General features: G+C 58.6%; 19 protein-coding genes. 11 read left to right on the top strand and 8 right to left on the bottom strand.

Annotated elements, in window-relative coordinates:
* Positions 1–145: 145 nt before the first annotated feature.
* The 10 genes from BI327_RS17830 (at position 146) to BI327_RS17875 (ending at position 10,781) form a co-directional block, all read left to right on the top strand.
* Positions 146–943, top strand: a complete 798-nt coding sequence (locus BI327_RS17830; protein ID WP_089025529.1) for an N-formylglutamate amidohydrolase — start codon at positions 146–148, stop codon at positions 941–943.
* The gene (locus BI327_RS17835) at positions 930–1,592 is read left to right on the top strand and encodes an isochorismatase family cysteine hydrolase (RefSeq protein ID WP_076862039.1); all 663 of its coding nucleotides are present in this window, start codon (positions 930–932) and stop codon (positions 1,590–1,592) included. The genes BI327_RS17830 and BI327_RS17835 overlap by 14 nt, the downstream gene beginning before the upstream one ends.
* 135 nt (positions 1,593–1,727) lie before the next feature.
* Entirely contained in the window at positions 1,728–2,963 is a 1,236-nt protein-coding gene (locus tag BI327_RS17840) for an ABC transporter substrate-binding protein (RefSeq protein WP_076862040.1), read from the top strand.
* 123 nt (positions 2,964–3,086) lie between these two features.
* Complete coding sequence (locus BI327_RS17845; RefSeq protein WP_076862041.1) at positions 3,087–4,403, top strand: M20 family metallopeptidase; 1,317 nt, start codon at positions 3,087–3,089, stop codon at positions 4,401–4,403.
* A 48-nt stretch (positions 4,404–4,451) separates the two neighbouring features.
* The gene (locus tag BI327_RS17850; RefSeq protein ID WP_076862042.1) at positions 4,452–5,687 is read left to right on the top strand and encodes an ABC transporter substrate-binding protein; all 1,236 of its coding nucleotides are present in this window, start codon (positions 4,452–4,454) and stop codon (positions 5,685–5,687) included.
* Between the two features lie 25 nt (positions 5,688–5,712).
* Positions 5,713–6,513: an ABC transporter ATP-binding protein gene (locus BI327_RS17855; RefSeq protein WP_245334848.1), complete on the top strand. Its 801-nt coding sequence runs from the start codon at positions 5,713–5,715 to the stop codon at positions 6,511–6,513.
* A complete protein-coding gene (locus BI327_RS17860; RefSeq protein ID WP_089025501.1) occupies positions 6,510–7,241 on the top strand; it encodes an ABC transporter ATP-binding protein in 732 nt (243 codons plus the stop codon). The genes BI327_RS17855 and BI327_RS17860 overlap by 4 nt, the downstream gene beginning before the upstream one ends.
* Entirely contained in the window at positions 7,238–8,122 is an 885-nt protein-coding gene (locus BI327_RS17865; RefSeq protein WP_076862043.1) for a branched-chain amino acid ABC transporter permease, read from the top strand. Before BI327_RS17860 ends, BI327_RS17865 begins: the two co-directional genes overlap by 4 nt.
* Positions 8,122–9,204 (top strand): branched-chain amino acid ABC transporter permease, encoded by a 1,083-nt coding sequence (locus BI327_RS17870; protein WP_083742119.1) that lies wholly within the window; start codon positions 8,122–8,124, stop codon positions 9,202–9,204. Before BI327_RS17865 ends, BI327_RS17870 begins: the two co-directional genes overlap by 1 nt.
* 269 nt (positions 9,205–9,473) lie before the next feature.
* A complete protein-coding gene (locus tag BI327_RS17875; RefSeq protein ID WP_076862045.1) occupies positions 9,474–10,781 on the top strand; it encodes an aspartate aminotransferase family protein in 1,308 nt (435 codons plus the stop codon).
* A 361-nt stretch (positions 10,782–11,142) separates the two neighbouring features.
* Here the strand turns inward: BI327_RS17875 and BI327_RS17880 are convergent, their stop codons facing one another.
* From BI327_RS17880 to BI327_RS43210, 3 genes are all read right to left on the bottom strand, one after another.
* Positions 11,143–12,021, bottom strand: coding sequence for a hypothetical protein (locus BI327_RS17880; RefSeq protein ID WP_076862046.1), 879 nt, complete (start codon positions 12,019–12,021; stop codon positions 11,143–11,145).
* A gap of 424 nt (positions 12,022–12,445) precedes the next feature.
* Positions 12,446–13,438: an AAA family ATPase gene (locus tag BI327_RS17885; RefSeq protein WP_076862047.1), complete on the bottom strand. Its 993-nt coding sequence runs from the start codon at positions 13,436–13,438 to the stop codon at positions 12,446–12,448.
* A 346-nt stretch (positions 13,439–13,784) separates the two neighbouring features.
* Entirely contained in the window at positions 13,785–14,069 is a 285-nt protein-coding gene (locus BI327_RS43210) for a hypothetical protein (RefSeq protein ID WP_245334849.1), read from the bottom strand.
* Between the two features lie 533 nt (positions 14,070–14,602).
* Between BI327_RS43210 and BI327_RS17895 the strand changes: the two genes are divergently transcribed.
* Complete coding sequence (locus BI327_RS17895; RefSeq protein WP_143271635.1) at positions 14,603–16,384, top strand: hypothetical protein; 1,782 nt, start codon at positions 14,603–14,605, stop codon at positions 16,382–16,384.
* A 294-nt stretch (positions 16,385–16,678) separates the two neighbouring features.
* Here the strand turns inward: BI327_RS17895 and BI327_RS17900 are convergent, their stop codons facing one another.
* The 5 genes from BI327_RS17900 to queE are packed head-to-tail and all read right to left on the bottom strand — an operon-like array spanning position 16,679 to position 19,972.
* Positions 16,679–17,440: an HAD family hydrolase gene (locus tag BI327_RS17900; RefSeq protein WP_076862049.1), complete on the bottom strand. Its 762-nt coding sequence runs from the start codon at positions 17,438–17,440 to the stop codon at positions 16,679–16,681.
* Positions 17,441–17,444: 4 nt separating this feature from the next.
* Entirely contained in the window at positions 17,445–18,227 is a 783-nt protein-coding gene (locus tag BI327_RS17905; RefSeq protein WP_076862050.1) for a hypothetical protein, read from the bottom strand.
* Positions 18,228–18,233: 6 nt separating this feature from the next.
* Positions 18,234–18,950, bottom strand: a complete 717-nt coding sequence (gene queC / locus BI327_RS17910; RefSeq protein ID WP_076862051.1) for a 7-cyano-7-deazaguanine synthase QueC — start codon at positions 18,948–18,950, stop codon at positions 18,234–18,236.
* Between the two features lie 27 nt (positions 18,951–18,977).
* Positions 18,978–19,340 (bottom strand): 6-carboxytetrahydropterin synthase QueD, encoded by a 363-nt coding sequence (gene queD, locus BI327_RS17915; RefSeq protein ID WP_076862052.1) that lies wholly within the window; start codon positions 19,338–19,340, stop codon positions 18,978–18,980.
* Positions 19,337–19,972 (bottom strand): 7-carboxy-7-deazaguanine synthase, encoded by a 636-nt coding sequence (gene queE, locus BI327_RS17920; protein WP_076862053.1) that lies wholly within the window; start codon positions 19,970–19,972, stop codon positions 19,337–19,339. The genes queD and queE overlap by 4 nt, the downstream gene beginning before the upstream one ends.
* Positions 19,973–19,980: the final 8 nt, after the last annotated feature.

Raw genomic sequence — 19,980 nt, forward strand, 5'->3', positions numbered from 1 at the left:
GGTCGGAAAAAGCCGAGTTCCGGCAATAGGCTTATGAAAATAATATGTCAAATGAAAGAAAATGTTTGACTTTGATCTATGAATTTCGTTCTCTTGGGTAGTTCAGTGTGGCGCTGGGTGCCATGCACCAACTTCGGGTGACGTGTTGCTGTACGCAGAAACCTTGCCGAGTGTGCTCTCGCCATCGGACCCACGCCCGGTTGAACTGGTCAATGCCAACGGACGTGCTGACTTCGTGCTGGTTTGCGAGCACGCGGGGGTCGCTGTTCCAGGGCGTCTCAAGAACCTTGGTCTGCCCGCGGCCGAAACCCTCGGGCATATTGCCTACGATATCGGCGCCGAAGGTGTAGCGCGTTGCCTTGCGGATCGCCTCGATGCTCCGCTTTTCCTGCAGCGCTATAGCCGGCTTGTCATCGACTGCAATCGTCCCTTTAACGCGCCCGATTGCGTTCCGGAGGTGAGCGATGGGACAGTCGTGCCGGGCAATTTGCAACTCGCGGAGTATCATCGCCGTCAGCGCTATGCGGAGATCCACGAGCCATTCCATCGGGAAGTGGCGCTCTTTCTCGACCGTCGCGCGACGGCGGGTTCGCCGGCGGTCCTGGTCGCCGTGCATAGCTTTACGCCGCGGCTGGCGGGAGGGCCCGAGCGACCTTGGCAACTCGGTGTGCTCTCCAACCGTGACCGCAGCTTTGCCGAGCGTTTCCTGGGCTCTTTTCAGGAGCGGAATCCAACGACGATCTGCGCACATAACGAGCCGTATGTCGTCGACGATGAGGGCGACTACACGATTCCGGTGCACGGGGAGGCGCGCGGCTTGCTGCACCTGTTGCTTGAAATTCGTAACGATTTGATCGGTGATCCCGAGGGGCAGCACCGATGGGCGAGCTTGATTGCCGATGGGCTGATCGATGCGCGAGAGAAAAAGCATGTCAACGATTGACTTTCCCACGACACGCGAGATGCCGCTCAATCCGAAGCAGTCGGCGCTGTTGTTCATCGACGTGCAGAACTTTTGCGTGCGACGCGATGGCGGCGAGTTCAAGGATGTGTCGGACGCCGAGATTGCCGGCAAGTACGGCTATTATTTCGATCGTTTGAATAACCTTGCCATCCCCAACATGCAGCGGTTGCAGGGGGCGTTTCGTGCCGCAGGCATGGAAGTACTCTACACCACGATCGAGAGTCTCACCAAGGATGGTCGCGATCGCAGCCTCGATTACAAGATCACGGGCTTCAATGTCCCAAAGGGCTCATGGGACGGGAAGGTTATCGACGAGATCGCGCCCGGCGACGACGAAATCGTGCTGCCGAAATCGTCCTCGAGCGTCTTTGTGTCCACCCACGTCGATTACCTGCTGCGCAATCTTGGGGTTAAGCAGCTGGTGTTGGCCGGGCTGGTTACCGACCAGTGCGTGGAATCTGCGGTGCGTGACGCCTGCGATCTCGGCTACCTCGTGACGCTCGTACCAGATGCCTGCGCCACCTATAGCCAGGACCGTCACGACAACACTCTGCGAGCGATCAAGGGGTATTGTCGCCAGGTCGATACAGATGCGCTGCTCGACGAGATCGGAAGGTACTCGGGATAAGCGGCCGAGAGCGAGTGAATCGTAATGCTTCGCGACTGAGGTGCCGCCTGAACCAAAACGCGACGGCCGCACTCGTCGATTTGCACCCGTTCAAAGATGTTCAGCACGTGCCATCAAGGAGAGGGGAATATAACGATGACCGTAAAATTTTCTAGCCTTTGGCTGAGTCTCGCGTTTGCTGGCCTCATCGCGACCAACTCTGCCCATGCTGAAGGGAAGATCAGCAAGATCGGCGTTATTGCGCCGCTCGCTGGAGGCAGCGCCGCCGACGGCAGCGAAATGGTCGACGGCGCCAAGCTCGCCGTTGACGAAATCAATGCGGCGGGCGGCGTGGCCGGCTACAAGCTTCAGGTCGTCGTTGGCGACACGCAGAACATGTCAGTGGAGTCGGTCACGAGCGCCGTCCAGCGCCTGACGAATGACCCTGACCTGAATGCCGTCATCACCGGCTATGCCGACTATAGCAATTTTGAGATCGAGATGATGGCCGAGCAGGATATGCCTTACCTGCTCTACGCCAGCACCGACTCGACGCGCGCGATCATTGCACCCCATCCGGACAAGTTCCCGACTGTCTGGTCGTTGAACGCTTCCTATGATGCCTACAAAACGGCAATGATTCCGGTGCTGCACAGCCTGGAAAAGAGCGGCAAGTTGAAGCTGCAAAACAAGAAGGTGGCTCTAATCTCCACCGACAATCCTTACTCGAAGTCAATCATGAATGGATTGAAAAAGAGCTTCGAAGAAGACGGTTGGACGGTCACATCTGCTGACCTTCTGCCGACGGGGGAAATCAGCGACTGGCGAACGTTCCTCGTCAAGGTCCGGCAGGACAACCCGGCAGTCGTCATAAATACCGACCCGAGGGCCGACAACGCAGCAAAGTTTTTGACCCAGTTTCTCGAGCAGCCGACCAACAGCCTGGTGTTTATCCAGTACGCACCGCACATTCCGGAATTCCTCAAATTGACCGGCGAGAAGGCAACGGGCGTCATCTATAATCTCATCGGCGGAACGCTACCGAAAAACCCGCGCACGGCTGAGATCAATACCAAGTTTCACGCCAAATTCGGCTACGAGCCGGGCTCAAGCGGACCGGCGGTCTACGAGGAGGTTATGCTCTACGCCGACGCACTGAAGAAGGTTGGCGACCCGAAGAAGCGGCTCGCGATCGGAAAAGCCATCGGTGAAATCAACAAGCTGACAGCGCAGGGTAGGCTTTCGTTCGATCCGAAGACGCATCTTGCCGTCCAAAGCGACGACGGCTTTCCGATCCAGTTCTACCAGGTTTGGGACGGCAAGCGGGTCCTGTTTTCTCCGCAGCAGCATGCGGACGGCGAATTCCGCATGCCGCCCTGGATGAAGCAATAAGCATTGCGGCGGCGCGGCGTTATCGCGTCGCACGCCCAGACACGCTGATCCATGAGACTGGCGGCCGCGCGTTGGCCGCCATGGGCGAAGCAATATCTGTGCTGACATAGGGAGGGGTTCCAAATGGGAAATATAGACGCTGCAGTGAAGGCCGCCTGGAACGCGATCGATCGCGAGCGGAGTTACACGACTGAGCTCACCCAAAGGCTTGTCCGAATACCATCGGTCAATCCGAAGTTCGTCAATGATCCAGGCCAGAACCGCGAGAGCGCCGTCCAAGACCTGGTTGAATCAGAACTCACGTCGCTTGGTATGTCGATCGACCGGTGGGACGTCTTTCCGGACCGGCCTAACGTCATCGGTCAACTCGCCGGCTTGGAAGAGCGTAGCCTGTTGTTGTGCGGCCATATCGATGTGGTGCCGGTCGGCGAGGCCGGCACCTGGTCGGTCGACCCTTTCGGGGGCGAGATCAAGGATGGTAAGCTTTACGGGCGTGGTGCCATCGACATGAAGAGCGGCGTCGCAGCCGCCATTGCTGCCATCCGGGGCATCAGGGCGGCAGGTATCGAACTTGAGGGACGTGTTGCCCTCCATTCGGTGGTCGATGAAGAAGCTGGCGGCTTTGGTGCGATAGACGCCGTCAAGCGCGGCTATCTCGCCAAGGCGGCGATCATCACCGAACTAACGATGGGTGATATCCAGGTCTGCGAAGGCGGCCTGGAATGGATACGCATCACCATCACCGGTCGGCAAGGCCATTCGGCGTGGCGCTACAACGAGATTTGGCCGCAGCGTGATGCACCTGATCGGCTGCGGCCAGCCGTGAATGCGATCGATATTGCAACCCGTTTTCTGGAAGCGCTCAGGAACTTCGAATATTCGAGGTGCCGCATGCGTCAACACCCGCTGCTGCCGCCCGGTATGAATACGATCAATGTCGGGGCAATGCGCGCTGGCGCGGGGCTTGGGCCAGACGGATTGCCGCTCATCATGACCAATCCCGCCATCATTCCGGATGTGGCGGTTATCGACCTCGACTACAAATTCCTGCCCCACCAGACCAAGCAAGAGATCCGGTCTGAGTTCGAAGCGTTCGTCCACCACTTCTGCCAGCAGGATCTTTGGTTGCAGAAGAATCCGATCAAGGTGCAATGGGAGCTCGGTGGCCTGCATTTTCCGCCTATGGATACCGCGCCAGATCATCCGCTTGTGCAGTCGCTTTTGCAGCGTCGAACCCAGTTGGGCGGCAAGCCCAAGATCTCTGGAATGATTGCCGTCGTCGACGCGGCGCACTACGCCGGCGCGGGAGTTGATGCCGTGATCTGCGGCGCAACCGGGGATGGTTTCCACGGCGCCGACGAGTATGTGGATATCGCCTCGTTGGAGGAAACAACAAAAACCTTGGCCGCCGGAATCATCGATTGGTGCGGAATCAAATGATTGCTCGCAAAATGAGTAAACAAGCGCAGTGAAAGAGGGACTGCTACAATGAAGCTTTATAGTCTTTTGACCTGTCTGGTTGTTGCTGCGCTCGCCGCGTCAGCGCCTGCCCATTCTGCTGGTAGAATTGCCAAGATCGGTATCCTCGCGCCGCTGACCGGAAACTCGGCTGCGGATGGAAACGAAATGATCGACGGCGCCAAGCTCGCCGTTGACGAAATCAATGCAGCCGGCGGGGTGGCTGGCTACAAGCTGCAGGTGGTCGTAGGTGACACCCAGAACCAGTCCGCCGATGCGGTGACCAGCGCGATCGAACGTCTGGCGGGTGACCATGACCTGAACGCCATCCTCACCGGCTACGCCAGCGGCAGCAATTTTGAAATCGAGACCATGGCCGAGCAGGATATGCCGTACCTGATCTGGGCGAATTCGGCTCAGACGCGGGACATCATCGCGCCCCATCCGGACAAGTTCCCGACTGTCTGGTCAATGGCCCCGTCCCTGGATGAGTACAATACGGCCATGGTCCCGGTAGTTAAGCGCCTACTTGCAGATGGCAAGCTCAGGCTGCGGAATACGAAGGTCGCCCTGATCTCTTCGGACAATCCCTATTCGAAGACCATCATGAACGGGCTCAAGAAGAGCTTCGAGGGCGCGGGCTGGACCGTGACCTCGGCAGACCTTCTGCCGTTCGGTGAGATCGACAACTGGCGGACATTCATGGCCAAGGTTCGCCAGGATAATCCAGCCGTCATCATCAATACCGACTATCAGCCGGGCAACGCCGGGAAATTCCTGACCCAGTTTCTCGAGCAGCCGACGGACAGCCTGGTCTTCATCCAGTATGCGCCTTCGGTCCCCGAATTCTTGAAGTTGACGGGCAAGCAGGCCACGGGCGTCGTCTATAACCTGCTGGGCGGCACGCTCAACACACCTGCGAACCCGCGGGCTGCCGAGGTGATCAAGAAATATCAGGACAAATACGGCCACGAACCAGGCACGTACGGGCCGGCGCTCTACGAGGAGGTCATGGTCTATGCCGATGCCCTGGCGAAGGTTGGGGATCCGACCAAGCGGCTCGCTATCGGCAAGGCTATTGGCGAGAGCCGGAAGCAGATCGTAAGTGGCAAGCTCTCCTTTGACGCGAAAACGCATCTCGCCAACCAAGGTGACGACTCAATTCCCATCCAGTTCTTCCAGATCTGGGACGGCAAGCGGGTTCTGTTTTACCCGAAGCAGTATGCGGACGGAGAGTTCCGCATGCCTCCGTGGATGCAGCAATAGCGCTTCGGCGTGCGGCCACGCGGCAATGGCACGTGGCCGCTTCTTCCACTGCGAGCCGGAAGATGAAACGATGGTAGAACCAAATGACGATAAGCCGCTGCTCGAGATGCGCCAGGTAACCCGGCGCTTCGGTGCACTGCTCGCGCTTGATAATGTGTCGTTCTCGGTTCGAAAGAGCGAGATCTTCGGCATCGCAGGTCCGAACGGTAGCGGCAAGAGCACGCTCTTCAATGTCATCACCGGGATTCCATTTCCGCCGAGCGAGGGTGAGATACTGCTTGCTGGCAAGCCGATCCATCGGCTGCCCCCGCATCAGATCAGCCGGGCGGGTATCCTTCGAACATTCCAAAAGGACGCGGAGTTTGCGACGCTGAGCGCGCGCGAGAACGTTTATGCAAGCGCCGTCTATTGCGGGAGGATGACATCGACTGAGGCGAAAGAAGCCGCTGATCAGGCGCTCGATGACGTGTCACTCAAGGCTGAACGCCGGGCGAAAGCCGCCTCAGACCTTTCCGTCTTTGAGCGCAAGCAGTTGATGATAGCTTCCGCAATTGCAGGCCGGCCCAAGGTGCTTCTCCTCGATGAGCCTGCCGCCGGCCTCACCAAGCCGGAAGTAACCGGGCTCTCCGACCTCATATTTACCGTGCACCGACGCGGCATCACTGTCGTGCTCATCGAACACGTCCTGCCGCTTCTCTTGAACGTGTCCGAACGTCTGATGATTCTCAATCACGGTGCCATCATCGCCTCAGGAAGTCCGGCCGAGGTGGTGCGTAACCCGGAGGTCGTGGAAGCCTATCTCGGCAAACGGGAGGCCAGGCTTTGAGCAACAATACGAACGCCCTTGAAATCGCTGGCTTGCGCGCCGGTTACGATGCTTCCGATGTGCTGCTCGGCATGAGCTTTCACGTCGGACCGACGGAGCGCGTCGGCCTCTTTGGACCCAACGGGCACGGCAAGACGACGCTTCTCAACACGATTTCGCGGGTGATCCGCCCGCGAGCGGGAGATGTCCGCTTCATGGGCGAGACGATCGATCAGCTCGCGCCCCAGAAGATCGTGGCACGCGGCTTGATTCACGTGCCCCAGGCCAATCGCCTCTTTCCAGACATGCAGATCATGGAGACGCTCGAACTTGCGGCGTTCACGCCGCGCGCGCGGAACGAGCTGAAGACAAACCTCGATTATGTGCTCAACCTGTTTCCTCGGCTTGCCGAGCGCCGTCGGCAGCAATGCAAGACGCTGTCAGGCGGCGAGCGTCAGATGCTGTCAATCGGCGCGGGACTCATGTGCGCGCCTCGCATGCTGATGCTGGATGAGCCAACGCTTGGGCTGTCTCCGAAGCTCAAGGACGAGCTTGCTGAGGCAATCTCGGAAATCTCGTCGCGCGGCATTCCACTTCTTCTCGTCGAGCAGGATATCGCATTCATCCTGTCCTTGGTCGACCGCATGTACCTTGTCGATCACGGCGAGATCCGCCGGGAGATCAACCGGAGCGGAGAACTCGATCATCAGGAAATCATGGACATGTATTTCGGGTCGGAGGGCGCATGATCACGAGTGACATCCTTAGCGCCATTCTCGTCAGCGGCATCGTGCTCGGCTCAGGCTATGCGTTGATGGCGAGCGGACTTTCCCTGGTATGGACGACACTTGGCATCTTCAATTTCGCTCACGGGGTGCTGATGACGCTCGGCGCCTATATCGCATGGACCGTGTCGGACGCGGCCGGGCTCAATTTCGGGCTGGGTCTGGCAATCGCCGTTTCAGCGGCGATCATGATCGGAGTGGGCATTCTGATCGAGCGGGTCATTGTTCGGCCGTTCTACGACCATCGCGATATCCTGCTCGTCACCGTCATGACGACCCTTGCCGCCATGATATTCATGCAGAAGGGGATCCAGCTGATCTGGGGGGCAAGGCTCAAGCAATTGGCTCCGATCGCGACGGGCAACGTTCAAATCTGGCAAACGACGATTTCCGCCCAGGAGGCGCTCATCATTGTCGTGGCGCCCTTGTTGCTTGGTGCGCTTTGGCTTTTCCTCGACCGTTCGCGGACAGGACGCGGAATACGGGCTGTTGGCCAAAACCCGGATGCCGCCAGGCTGATCGGCATCGACGTCTCCAGGCTTTTTATCATTACGTTCGCTCTCTCGGCTGTCCTTGCCGGGCTCACAGGCGTTCTGCTCGGCTCGATTCGCCTGCTCACTCCGGAATTCGGCTCGGAGCCGCTCGTCAAGGCATTGATCATCGTGATCTTCGGCGGGCTGGGCTCATTGGGAGGCACGGTTGTCGCTGCCTATCTGATGGGCCTCCTTGAGGCGGCCCTCGTGTTTTTCGTAGGCATCTACTGGGCACCCTCGATGATCTTTCTCCTGCTCATCCTTGTGCTGCTCATCCGGCCCCAGGGGCTCCTCGGAAAGGTGGTGCGTTGATGATGGCCCTCCACGGCGGCAAGCTCCGCAGCAGCAAGGTATGGCTGATCGGCGTCCTGCTAATCGCTGGGCTCCTTGTGCCGATCTTCGTCCAGGACAGCTATCTGCGGCATCTTTTCATCATCTCCTTTGTCTACGGGATTGTCGCAGCGAGCTGGGACCTCAGTCTTGGCTATGCCGGCATCTTCAATTTTGCCCATGTCGCCTTTTTTGGCGTGGGTGTTTATGCGACAGGACTGACCGCAAAGCTTCTCGGGATTGATCCGTGGGCTGCGATGCTCATCGGCGGGGTCGCCGCTTCTGCTGCTGCTGCCATCGTCGCTCTGCCGGTCGTACGCCTTCAGGGCGTCTATGTGGTGCTGGTCACGTTTGCTTTCAGCCAGCTCGTGATGCAACTTGTGATCAATCAATCAAATCTCACCGGCGGAACGCAAGGCATGGTGCGCGTGCCGACGATATGGCTGCCGGGCTACAATTTCCTGCGCGACTACAAGCTCGGCTACTACTATGTCGCCTTTGGGCTGCTTGTCACCACGACCGTTTGTCTGCGCTGGCTGGTTCGTTCCGATTTCGGTCTCTCGATCAAAGCTCTGCGCGACAACGAGGATTACGCCGTCTCGCGCGGCATTCCGATTGCGTTGCAACGCCTGAAGGCGCTGGTGGCAAGTGCGTTCTTCACGGGGATTGCGGGCGGTTTCTACGTCATCTATCTGCGCGTTGCCTCGCCGGAGGTCTTCGACTTCTCGACCGTGTCGCTCATCTTGAGCATGGTGCTTGTCGGGGGCACGTCAAGCATCTATGGGCCGCTGTTTGCTGCGCTCTTCCTGACCTTCATCTCGGAAGGGCTTGCAAGCATTAACAACTTCGCCGAAGGCCGCTTCATGCTGGTTGCACTGGCGATGATCGTCGTTCTCCTGTTCTTTCCAAAGGGGCTGGCCTCCGCACTGCCCGCAATCCTTGCAAGGAATGCGAACCAAAAGCGATCGCGACAGTCCGGGACGGCTTTGGCAGATCGGGCGCTGATGACTTCGTCCGACAAGGAGAACGAGGCTGAAGCTGCCAGTCACTCTGGGGTCCGTTGAACGACTGCAGTCGCATTCGGTGCAGAGCAAGGGTGGGATTGAAGCCTCGGGTCAGGCGATATGAATCGCGTGGTTGTCCGGGCATCGATCGAGGCAGGTTGAGGAGAATTGGCTGGGTCGTTGTCCTGATGATCTCGTGCGGCATGACGACGGTGCGGCGATCCGCAGTGCAGACTTTCGCAAGCCGTCATCAACATGCGGTTTCGCACGCCAGTCGTAAGGGCCAAAATGAGCGGCCAGTGCCCAGTATCTCAGCTCAGGAACGAGACATGACCCGGTTGTATGAACGTGAAGCCCAATCGATTTCAAAACTGGCTCATTTGCGCTTCTATCCGTTGGCCGTGAAGGGGGGCGCCCGGGCGACACTGATTGCAGATGACAGCAGACAGCTTCTGGATTTTGCGGCCTCCTGGGGCGCTGCGAGCCTGGGTCATTCCGATCCTCGTATCAGGGCAGCAGTTGACCGCGCTCTGTCCGACCAGGCCGGAGCAAGCTATCTTTCGAGCGCCAATCTGCCGACAGTGCAGTTGGCCGAAGAGCTCCTCTCGCTCGTGCCCCCTCGCGCAGCGGGCAGGATCTGGTTTGGCCATTCCGGTTCGGACGCCAATGAGACCGTCGCACGCATTGTCGTTGCAGCGACAGGCCGGCCGCGGATCATCTCCTTCGCAGGCGCCTACCACGGTGGCACCACCGGCTCTGCCGCAGTCTCCGGTCACCCGTCGCAAGCTCTACCGAAGGCGTCTGGCTTGACGCTTGTGCCCTATCCCAACAGCTATGCCGACGGGGAAGAAGCTGCGGAAAAAGCGCTCGCTCACCTCGATCGGCTTTTTGCAGGCGCTGTCCCTCCGCAAGAGGTAGCCGCTTTCTTCATCGAGCCAATCCAGTCCGACGGCGGAATGCTGGTTCCTCCAGCCGACTTCTTTGCAGAAGTTGAGCGGCGATGCCGCAAGCACGGAATCCTCCTCGTCAGCGACGAAGTCAAGGTCGGATTGGGCAGAACCGGGCGACTGCATGCCTTTGCGCATCATGGAATCGAACCCGACATCGTGGTGTTCGGGAAGGGGCTTGGCGGCGGATTGCCGATCTCGGCAGTCGCAGGACCAGAAGCCATCATGAATTTTGCGCCAGCATTCTCGTTTCAGACATTACATGGCAATCCGGTTTGCGCCGCCGCAGCGTTGGCTGTGCTTGAGGCCATCAAAACCGATCGTTTGGCGGAAAATGCTGCCAAGGTGGGGGCCCATTTGCTCACCCGTCTCCAGGCGTTGAAACAGAGGCATGCGCTGATTGGCGACGTCCGCGGCCAGGGCCTGGCGATCGGAATAGAGTTGGTCACCGACCGGGCCACAAGGGCGCCGGCAAAACGGCAGACCGCAATGACCGTTTATCGCGCCTTCGAATATGGATTGGTGATGTTCTATGTTGGCGTCAACTCGAATGTACTCGAACTCACTCCACCGTTGACGTTGACGCAGGAGGAAGCCGACCGCGGCGTCGAGATGCTCGATCTGGCTCTTACAGACGTCGAGGCGGGCAAAGTGGACCCGTCGCTCGCGGGAGCCTTCTCCGGCTGGTAACCGAAAGCCTCGGATCCGATCTATATCACCCAGGCGGTGGTATCTCAGTTTGAACTTTGGAGCCGGCTGGATTATCGCGAGCTGGTGCGCATGAACTGGATTAGGTCACCAGGATCTACGCGTTCTGGGGTGTTTGGTCGAATCTAAGTTGGCTCGATGGTATCGAGTATGTCTTGGTGGGGCGCCGTGTCGCTCGTCTTGCATTATCGGCGGCATGGGATCATCGCAGCCCTCGGTGGGCGCGCTACTTCTCGAATAGGGCCATCACAAATGACCTGACGTCATTGTCGGCGCTGTCGCTGCGTGGGCCGGAGAGGTCATCATTTCTGCAATCGTCGATGGGACAGACAGGTGATAACGCTCAAAGACCTGGCTCATGCAGGTCGATGCACGCCTCCTGATTCGGGGCCACGTAATTAGGGTGCTCCTTCAGCAGCTTCTGTTCATAATTGCCGGCCACATGGACCTGAATCGCACCGCCCCGCAGCTGTTGATAGAACTCGTCTCTCCGCTGATAGACATCCAGATCGACCTCAACGATCGAGCGGTAGGTTCCGTTGATGATGGCAACCAAATCAATCAGAAGATCGAATGCCAACAAGAGGCGGTGAACGTCCTGCGGTCGGTAAAAATTACCGGCATCCATTCCGTGTAAGACGTAGTGCCGGTTCAAAACTGATAGCGTGAAATCGGCATTGTCCATGTTGGAGTAGAGCCAGCGCTGGACGAAGCTGGATAGCGCTTCCCGGAATGCTTCTTGAATAGCGTTCATCTCAGGATTCACGTTTACGAGCGGAAGATTAGTGATCGTGTCCGTGAGCTGTTTGAAGTTTGGCTTGTTTGGTTGCCCCACGCGCCAGCCATTGAGAGAAAGTAGCACTCCCTCGAGGGTTACAAGCAGCAAGCACACCGAAGCCGCGTATTCCCGCTTGTAGTAGGCGAAAATCGCGCTCTCATAGAGATGAGAATATTCGTTGAGGTGGGGCGTTCTTAGAGTCAGCCAGACGTAGCGAGCGCGGGCACGAGTGCTAAAGGCTACATCGAGCAGCTCTTTGTGGATCTTGTCCTCGATTGCGCGCCGCCCATTGTCGTCGGAAGGAGGATTTGCCGTAATGTGCGCTCCCAAGCTCTTGATGCGCTCGTGCTCTTCGCCTGTCGCAAATGGACCAATGAACCAGCCATAGTCCATCAGTTGCGAGCTTAGAGCACGATAGTCGGCAATTCGTTGCTGTTGGGTCATGCCAAATCTCCCAAGATCATCTGTGCCTATCACAATGAAGTGGCCAGGCACTAGTGGCCCCACCCAGCCGCATCATGCGGGCTGGGTTGAAGGAGTCCCGTAGGCAAAGCTCGGTTATGACGGAAAGCAGCTCAATGCCGCTCTTGCGTAGCTCAAGGCTTTCAAAAGCGAGAGGAAAGTTGGAGTCGCTTTCAAAAGACAGGATGATGTCAGGTGAATCGTAGAATCCGTTTCCCACCTGAACGGGAAATTGACCTCGTTGCGCGCGTGCAGCGTCCAGAGCGCCACGCAAATGCGCCGCATGCGTCGGCCGATCGCGGTCGGGCAGGCTGAATTTGGGAGAGTGTCCCCGGGGCGCGGGCGGTTTCCGCAGGAGTGTCCACTAATAGGTGCGGATAGCGCGGCATTCAAAAATGGATGTGAGTTATTTGGCTGGCTTCCTGTGCGCCAGAACACCTTTGCGCTCCAAAATCGCGGCAGTTAGATCCTTGCTGGTCAACTCCCGACGTTCAATCAGCGCATGCTTGATGGCGTCGCTAGCGGCGCGTGTAACGTCCGCGTAGCTCAGGCCCTTGGCCCTCTTGGCCAAAACGTCCCATTTCACAACATCTGCAATCCTTTTTGAGGTAAATTTGAAATTAAGAGCTTCAATGATCTCTTTTTCAGTAGGAAGCGAATACTCGACGATATCGTCGAACCGTCTGAAAAGAGCCCTGTCCAGAATAGTTGGATGATTGGTCGCGGCAATGATGAGGCTGTCTGACTCATCCTGCTCGACCATTTGCAGAAAGCTGTTCACGACGCGGCGGATTTCGCCAACGTCATTGCTGAGGCCACGCTCGGAACCAATGCTATCGAATTCGTCAAACAAGTAGACGGCGCGGGTTTGCGCGATAGCATCGAAAATCAATCGCAACTTAGCGCCGGTCTCGCCCATATAACGTGTGATAAGCCGATCAAGACGAACCACGAAGAGAGGCAGCGACAATTCACCTGCGACAGCTGACGCGGTTAAGGTCTTTCCAGTACCTGGGGGACCGACTAGCAAAAGCTTCTTACGAGGAGCTAGGCCATGCGCGCGGATGTCGCGAATTGTCTTATGTTCGCGAATGACTCTTTCCAGAATGGCTTTGGTTTTGGGACTTAGTACAAGGTCGTGCGAACGCGTGTGCGGATAAGTGACCGTTAGGAGGTCGGCTATCTCGCCACGGGGACGTCCAAGAGGAATGGGCGAAGGGCCTGGAGAGGGCACTCTTGCGCGGGATTTGTCGATAAGATCGCGCAGCTCTTCCGCGAGCTTGCCGTGTCCGCTTCGCGCCTCTCCAGCAGCGATCTGCATGGCGATCGAATGAAACTGACCGGCATCGGCCTCGGCGTATGCCTTCAAAAGCGCCCTCAGTTGGTCTGCGCTGGCCATTGGACGTGCTTTGCTGCTCACTCCGCGAGTCTACCTTCAGGTTGCAGATTCTGGCGACCGCTACGAATTCGCGCACCGATAGTTTGGTGAACGAGTGTGGTGCGGGCGGCCGGATTCGAACCGGCACAGGCCTTGCGGCCTCACGGATTTTCGTACCACTTCGGCTTCCGCCGCCGCCCATCCGGCGTTCGTGGTCTGGACTATCCCTTCACCTTGGCGATGTCCGCTGTAGGTGCTGCCCGTCTAGTCTCTACACCTTCCCCCCGGCGGGGGCTTGGCTCGGGATTGCCAGTGAAGGTTTCCCCGACTTTGAGCAGTTCTGCACCCAGGGTTTCCCCTAGGGCACTCAATGGCTTAAGTCCGATGCGTCTACCAGTTCCGCCACGCCCGCATCGGTGCATCTATACGGCGCAAATGGTGTTCCGGCAAAGGGAATACACTCCGTTCCGCTCACGGAATGAGCAGCCAAGCGCAGGGTGGCGAGTTCGCCCTTGCGAATGTCGGCCACTTCCTTCTTCGGCGCCTTCTGCTTCCGGACGTTGATGGCGCTGGCGTCCAGTACGTCCTTGAGGTGTGCGGCATAGTATTTCTCAATCATCTCGACGCTGGTCCGGCAGTTCTTGGCCAGCATGTAGATGTCGGCGCCCTCCATGAGGCGGAAACAGATGTAGGTGTGCCTCAAGCTGTAAAGGGTGCGAGGACGTCCTCAGTCCCAATGCGCTGCATCGCCGAGATTGTAGGTGAGTGACTCATCCAGCCAGCGTCCGTTCCGTACCGAATAAATTCGAGCTGAGGCGATATCGGACCCGCAATGCCTCTCCAAAAATCCGCTTAGGTGTGCTACAACTTAAAGGTATATCTTGAAGGATTGCTAGCGTCTTCGGGTTACCAACATCGTTGCGTTCAAGAGTTCTTTTTACCCTATCAGCGCGCGCACTCATCGAAGCCGTCGCGTCGCGACAAATCGCCCGTGTCGAAATGTTCCGGCCACGTGGAGAGTGTCCTTTAGCTTGGTATTTGAGACTAGGTCCGTACAGAGACTGAGCAATGCTGCCTGCTGAGCTTGTTGGTTGGAATTCGCTCAGATAGGAGGCGGTCCCGTTGGCTCACTAGCATAAGTGGAAATTTGATAGGTCTGCCACCAGTCGAGTGGAGGGCAAGAATTTGAGCATTTCAACTCGTCTGCGTGAATTCTCGGCGCTGTTCGTTCTTCCGGTGATCCTGATCCCCGCCTGGCTTGCGTTTGTCGCGGGTTTTTCTTTCGTCGGGCTGTTGCCGTTGGGGGTGTTGATCGTCTCGGCTATCTCCGTGTTTGCGATCCGGGCAGTCTGCCGAAGGCACAGCGGCAACGCTGTCCTCGCCGAGGTCGGATCGAAACTTACCACCTACTGCATGGTGACCGGCGCCGTTTCGGCATGTTTCCTGTTTCTGCAGATCGGCTTCTATCTTTTCTTGACGGAGTTCTCACCGCGACTGAGCACCGTGACTGCTTGGTACGATAGCCTCGAGACTGGACACATAATTGAGCGCGTGAAGTCCTTCGCTCTGAAGGCGCGCCTTGCGATCATACTCGTGCTTGGTTTCAACCTGATCTTCTTTCCGCTTATCTCATCGAGGGTCGCTCGACTTTCGAAGATGGCATCGAAGGGTATAGACGTCGTCGGTGCCTTCTTCGTTGCGGTCCTGCTGTTCTCCTTCTACGGTTCTGCGCCTAGCGGTTTGAACGCCCTGCGGGTCGAACTTCGGTCCGCGCACGATGCTATAGACAATTCATACAGGCGAGCCGTTGCCCGCGCGTCCATCCACTTCGCGAAGGTCATGCTGGATAGGGCGACCCTGCAGGATGACCACCTTTTCCGGACTACGCCGCCCCCGGGGGATTGGGGTGGTCCGCGACCCGCGGGCGCGCCTCCGGGACCACGACCGATGCCCCCGCCCGCCGGCTCGGGTGTTTGGGACACTGAACTCAGGGCCAGGGTCCTGAATTCCGACGAGCGGCTGAACGAGCGCATCGCGAGCAGAACGACGGCGAACGCAGCCAAGTTCGACGTACGCGGTCGGTCGGACGCGCTGAACACGCCGCCTGCGGCAAGTACGTCCAAACTGGCCGAACTCGAATCTACTCTGGAGGGACCTCGGGGAGGGGCAGCGCGGGGAGGGAGCCCTCCCGGGGACGACCTCAAACGACCAGGCGGCAGCTCATCTCAGCAGCGTGCGTTCCGAGAGATGCTCTCGACTGCGCTCGACGTTGCGAAGGTCCCCGAGGTCATCGAACCGGCAATATCCGAGCTAGTGAAGGAAACCGTCTCCGGGAACGTGATCAAAGAAATATTGACGGCGATGAGCGACGATTTGCTGGCTGACGGCATAAGAGCGGCCGCGGTCGAATTCGTCGACGACTACCTCAAGGGAGCGGTGTCGTCGGCGGACGCGAAATCTGAGCTCCGAAGAAGAGCATCCGCTTTGCTCGACACGAAATTGGGTGCGTCTTTGAAAAGTGCCTTGAGTGGGATCCGGGGATACGGATCGATGCTCTTCGACCGTATCCAAAGTCTACGCGGGGGAAACCGCGATCCGGTGATTTCCCCGCAAGAGGATGAGATGATCGCGGAGGCCAATTCGAAGGCGTCCGGCCTTTCCGATAGCGGTGGAAGGAGCAGGATCGGCTCCGATCTAATCCAAAGATCGAGGATCGAAACCTCGAAGATCATCGATATTCTTTCGGTGCAAGCGAAGACCGACGATTTGGCAGCGCGGTCGCTGCTGGATGTCGGATCGAACCTTTCGGACATGGAATCCAAGGCCACGCAGTTGGGTGGGCTCGTGAGGCTGGCCCAAGAGCATGGTTACAGGGGGGAGGTCGGAGTTTGCATCGTGACACTCGAGGGCGTGGTCGTTGCGACGTTCATCTCAACTCGACAGGAATGCAAGGGCGCGAGACGATGAACTCCAGCAAGACGTCCGTTCCTCCGGCGGCGTAGCTTCGACCCACACTGCAGGTGGCCCTCGCCATCCAACTCGACGTGCGCATCTGTAAGAACAGTACGCGATCACCTGCCTTTCGGCGGCAGACCACGAGGAACGGCGAGTTTTTTACTGGCAGCCGAGACGTTACGACATTACGATCGTCAGCAAGAAGCGACGCGTTCGGTCTGATATCGCCTGCCATGGCGGATAGGCATGTCTGAAACCGTGTGGGACTTTCGGCTTGATGAGACCGATTTATTCGCGGCGTCAGGCCTATTTCAGAGGCGGGAATGGCCGACGCGTCTCTGCAAGGATGTCCGGAACTATCGCATCGTACCGGTCGATCCTCTTTGCTTCACCCATGTCGAGGTCCGCGTTCCAGTACGGCGCAAAGCCGCCCGGAAAGTAGAACGTCGAGAAGCCGGCCGCCGCCGCAGCCAGGATGTCCCGGTCGACCTGGTCACCTACCATGAAACACCGAGCCGAGCCGACGCCCCGCTTGAGGTCGAGATATGCTTGCGAAGTCTTGCGCACCGAGACGACCTCGCCAATCAGGTGTTCGAGGCCGTGTCCGGAAACGAACCTGCGGCACCTTTCGGTCTTCTCTTCGGTCACGATCGTGACCGGTACTCCGGCTTTCGAGATGGCGATGAGTCCTTCGCGAACGCCCGTCCGCAGCGCCGGAAGGCGCTGGATGGCTTCCAGGAAGCGGGATTGAGCCGACTCGAAGAGGTCGTCCGGCCGGACCTCCGGTCCGGAGATTAGTGCGACCGTTTCTTCTACGTCGCGCCCCTGAAGCACCATCGAGAGTCCTTGCGCGAGCAACGCCGCCGGATAGCGCAGATGATCCGGATGCGTCGCCGCGATCTTCTGGTCCAAGTCCCGCAAAAACGCCAATCCTTGATCCTCGTCCTGCGGTGCGTTACGACCGGTGAGCCGCTCGATCTGCCGCAGCATGTCCAATTGCGCGGCCGCGAATACCCGGTCCGTATCCCAGAGTGTATTGTCGGCGTCCGTGAAGAGATGCGCCTTCAACGGGTCATCCCCCTTTCTTGCCCGGGGCCGGAACGGGCGCCGGCGGAGTCGCGGTCGGCGTGGTGGGAGACGACAACTTGGCTGCTACGCCGGCGTTCGAAGATTTCACCAGAATCACGTTGGCGCCGGATAGGGAAAAGAAGATCAACAGCACCCACATCGCGGCCTGCAGCATACCGACGCCCGGAGTTAGCAGCCGGAGCTTGTCCGCCACTTTTTCGGCGACGAGATAGGATTCCGCGATGTAACACTTGGCGTAGTATGCCTTAAGATCTGCTCCTTCTTTGGTGCCGAGAGCGATGAAAGCTTCGCCCCAGGTGGGAGCAGTCACGTCCAGGATGCCTTTATAGAAGAGCATGGACGTTGGTCGGTGGGGCTTAGATCCGGCTTTCCAGGTCTTGGGTATTCTAAATCGCGGCTTGACCGCCCTGAGGATAATCAATACGGAGCCCGTCACCAACAGGACGTAGGCGAAGAAAGCGGCGTATGTCGCTATGGTCAGCGCCGAAAACGGATCGGTGCCGAACGCGCCGAAACCGGGCCAGGGATAGTCTGTCGCGAACCTGGTGAAGACGGCGGCGACAACGGCGCTCAAGAACGCCACGATCGTCAGCAGACGCGAGGCTTTACCGTCCTCGTATTCGGTCAGCGCCTTCACTTCCGCGAGACTGGCCTTTGCACCGTCGTGAACGTGATTGAGCGCGTCCGTCGGAATTGACCACCCGTCGAGCTTGACCAATAGTTCCGCGAAGCCCGTATCGCTGGGAGGCCTGCTGATGCCAAACATACCGAATCACCCGCTTTGCAGATCAACTGCTTCCCCCATATATCGCCGCCATCCTTCGCGCCGCAACCCGCAGGCATCGCATTTGCCGCAGCCGAAGCCCCAATCGTGACGGACGCTCCGGTCGCCCAGGTAGCAGGTATGAGTCTTGTCGAGGATCAATTCGACGAATGAGCGCCCTCCTAACTTCTCGGCAAGCCTCCATGTCGCGGCTTTGTCGATCCACATCAGCGGCGTCTGCAGTACAAGACGTGCCTCCATGCCGAGATTGATAGCGACTTGAAGCGCCTTCACAGTATCGTCCCTGCAATCGGGGTAACCCGAGAAATCCGTCTCGCAGACGCCTGTGACGACGTGTTTGAGGCCGCGCTGATGGGCGACGATCGCCGCGAAGGTTAGGAACACCAGATTGCGGCCGGGAACGAAAGTGGAGGGAAGACCGTCCGGCCGTTTCGAAAGCGGCAGATCTGCAGTCAGAGCGCTGGTACTCACCTGTCCGAGAACGGCCAGGTCGATGACGTGATCACGCCCGAGCCTGGCTTCCCAGCGCCGGTCGATGCCGGCAATGCCGGATCTCACCGCGTCGCGACAATCCATTTCGATCGCGTGACGCTGACCGTATCCGAATCCGATCGTCTCTACATGATCGTAGCGGGACAGCGCCCACGCGAGGCACGTCGTCGAGTCTTGGCCGCCCGAGAAGAGAACGATTGCGGATTGCGTCATTGCGATCTCCAGGAATGAATGCCGAATTCAGCGAGGGGGTCCGTCGTATTCCGCCCAGCAATCGGTGGTCTCGTAGACCCTTACGCTGAAGAGTTGCGCCAGTTGCGGCTTGATCCTGTCCCAGATCCAGATCGCGATGTTTTCCGCGGTGGGATTTTCCAGTCCCGGAACGTCGTTCAGGCAGTGGTGGTCGAGCGCCTTGAGAAGGGGGCCGAACGCCGCCTCCATGTCGAAAAAATCCACCACGAAGCCGGTATGCGGATCGACCGGCCCGTCCAATACGACCTCGATGCGATAGGAATGACCGTGCATCCGATGGCAACGGTGTGTCTGCGGGACGCTGGGAAGCCGGTGCGCGGCTTCGAACTTGAATGCCTGGGATATCTTCATCGGATGCCAAGATGCTTGTGGGTTTGAACGCTGAGACGCCACTTCGGATTGTTCAGGCAGTACGCGACAGCCTGCCGCGTGTGGTCGACCACGTCGGGGCCGTCCATCGGTTGAAGCAGAAAATTATCGAAGCCCATCCTCTCGAACCGTTCAGGCGGGGCTAGCGTCTGCGGGTACACGAGTTTGAGTTCGTGTCCTCGGGTGATCGCGAGTTCGGCATTCGATTTTGGGCTGACGCAGATCCAATCGATGCCGGCAGGGGCCGGCAGCGTTCCATTCGTCTCGATCGCGATACGGAAGCCGAAGCCGTGCAGCGCCCGCACGACTTCGTCGTCAACCTGCAGCAGGGGCTCTCCCCCGGTGAGGACGCAGAGACGATGAGCTTCGCCGGCGGTCCATTCGGAGACGATCGCCTCGGCGAGGCTTTGTGCGTCGCGATACCGGCCTCCCTTCGTGCCGTCGGTTCCGACGAAATCCGTATCGCAGAAACGACAGACCGCCTCGTGCCGATCCTGTTCGCGTCCCGACCACAGATTGCAGCCGGCGAACCGGCAGAACACCGCGGGGCGCCCGGCCTGTATTCCCTCGCCCTGCAGCGTCAGAAAAATCTCCTTGACCGCGTAGGAGCCCATATCCCTAC

The organism is Bradyrhizobium mercantei (assembly GCF_001982635.1).
Lineage (GTDB): Bacteria > Pseudomonadota > Alphaproteobacteria > Rhizobiales > Xanthobacteraceae > Bradyrhizobium > Bradyrhizobium mercantei.

Bases quoted from the DNA above. Each gene is read 5' to 3' on its own strand.
- BI327_RS17855 (WP_245334848.1), top strand. From the start codon at position 5,713: ATGGCACGTGGCCGCTTCTTCCACTGCGAGCCGGAAGATGAAACGATG.
- BI327_RS17870 (WP_083742119.1), top strand. From the start codon at position 8,122: ATGATGGCCCTCCACGGCGGCAAGCTCCGCAGCAGCAAGGTATGGCTG.
- queE (WP_076862053.1), bottom strand. From the start codon at position 19,972: ATGGGCTCCTACGCGGTCAAGGAGATTTTTCTGACGCTGCAGGGCGAG.
- BI327_RS17865 (WP_076862043.1), top strand. From the start codon at position 7,238: ATGATCACGAGTGACATCCTTAGCGCCATTCTCGTCAGCGGCATCGTG.
- BI327_RS17885 (WP_076862047.1), bottom strand. From the start codon at position 13,438: ATGGCCAGCGCAGACCAACTGAGGGCGCTTTTGAAGGCATACGCCGAG.
- BI327_RS17850 (WP_076862042.1), top strand. From the start codon at position 4,452: ATGAAGCTTTATAGTCTTTTGACCTGTCTGGTTGTTGCTGCGCTCGCC.
- BI327_RS17905 (WP_076862050.1), bottom strand. From the start codon at position 18,227: ATGTTTGGCATCAGCAGGCCTCCCAGCGATACGGGCTTCGCGGAACTA.
- queC (WP_076862051.1), bottom strand. From the start codon at position 18,950: ATGACGCAATCCGCAATCGTTCTCTTCTCGGGCGGCCAAGACTCGACG.
- BI327_RS17840 (WP_076862040.1), top strand. From the start codon at position 1,728: ATGACCGTAAAATTTTCTAGCCTTTGGCTGAGTCTCGCGTTTGCTGGC.
- BI327_RS17835 (WP_076862039.1), top strand. From the start codon at position 930: ATGTCAACGATTGACTTTCCCACGACACGCGAGATGCCGCTCAATCCG.
- BI327_RS17880 (WP_076862046.1), bottom strand. From the start codon at position 12,021: ATGACCCAACAGCAACGAATTGCCGACTATCGTGCTCTAAGCTCGCAA.
- BI327_RS17875 (WP_076862045.1), top strand. From the start codon at position 9,474: ATGACCCGGTTGTATGAACGTGAAGCCCAATCGATTTCAAAACTGGCT.
- queD (WP_076862052.1), bottom strand. From the start codon at position 19,340: ATGAAGATATCCCAGGCATTCAAGTTCGAAGCCGCGCACCGGCTTCCC.
- BI327_RS17845 (WP_076862041.1), top strand. From the start codon at position 3,087: ATGGGAAATATAGACGCTGCAGTGAAGGCCGCCTGGAACGCGATCGAT.
- BI327_RS43210 (WP_245334849.1), bottom strand. From the start codon at position 14,069: ATGCTGGCCAAGAACTGCCGGACCAGCGTCGAGATGATTGAGAAATAC.